The sequence below is a fragment of the Paenibacillus popilliae ATCC 14706 genome, assembly GCF_000315235.1.
Taxonomy (GTDB): domain Bacteria; phylum Bacillota; class Bacilli; order Paenibacillales; family Paenibacillaceae; genus Paenibacillus_B; species Paenibacillus_B popilliae.
The window spans coordinates 1-380 of record NZ_BALG01000484.1 but is presented as its reverse complement, the minus strand read 5'-3'; the positions used below and the strand labels follow the sequence as shown (position 1 = coordinate 380).

Genomic DNA, 380 nt, shown 5'->3' with positions numbered 1-380 from the left:
GATCAATCAACGACCACGAAAATGTTTGGGCTGGAAGACTGCTCACGAATCCTTCTCAGAAGAACTGTCGCACTTGGCTTGACAATCCGTCTTATTGAAAAAGCTCGTCAACGATATAGGGAAGGTTATCGGTTACAAAGGTTTGGGACTCAAACCGGTAACAATACAAAATTTCTGTAAAATGGGTTTATCTTATATATGTTACTAAAGATTCATATCCCCTTACATTGGGGGGGATATAATTATGGGTGAGGTTACCAGCTTAATCTGGTTAACCTCATTCTCGTGTAAAATCAGTAGACGATAAAATATCTGGGCTGGCAATAAAGCCCGTTATACAGTGAACGACAGATAGACCCCGCCCGTAAAATTATGGGCTG

1 pseudogene is annotated in these 380 nt (G+C 41.1%); it reads left to right on the top strand.

The features are described from left to right. Window positions 1–180 (top strand): annotated as a pseudogene (locus PPOP_RS24895) (hypothetical protein); the annotation flags it as partial. Window positions 181–380: the final 200 nt, after the last annotated feature.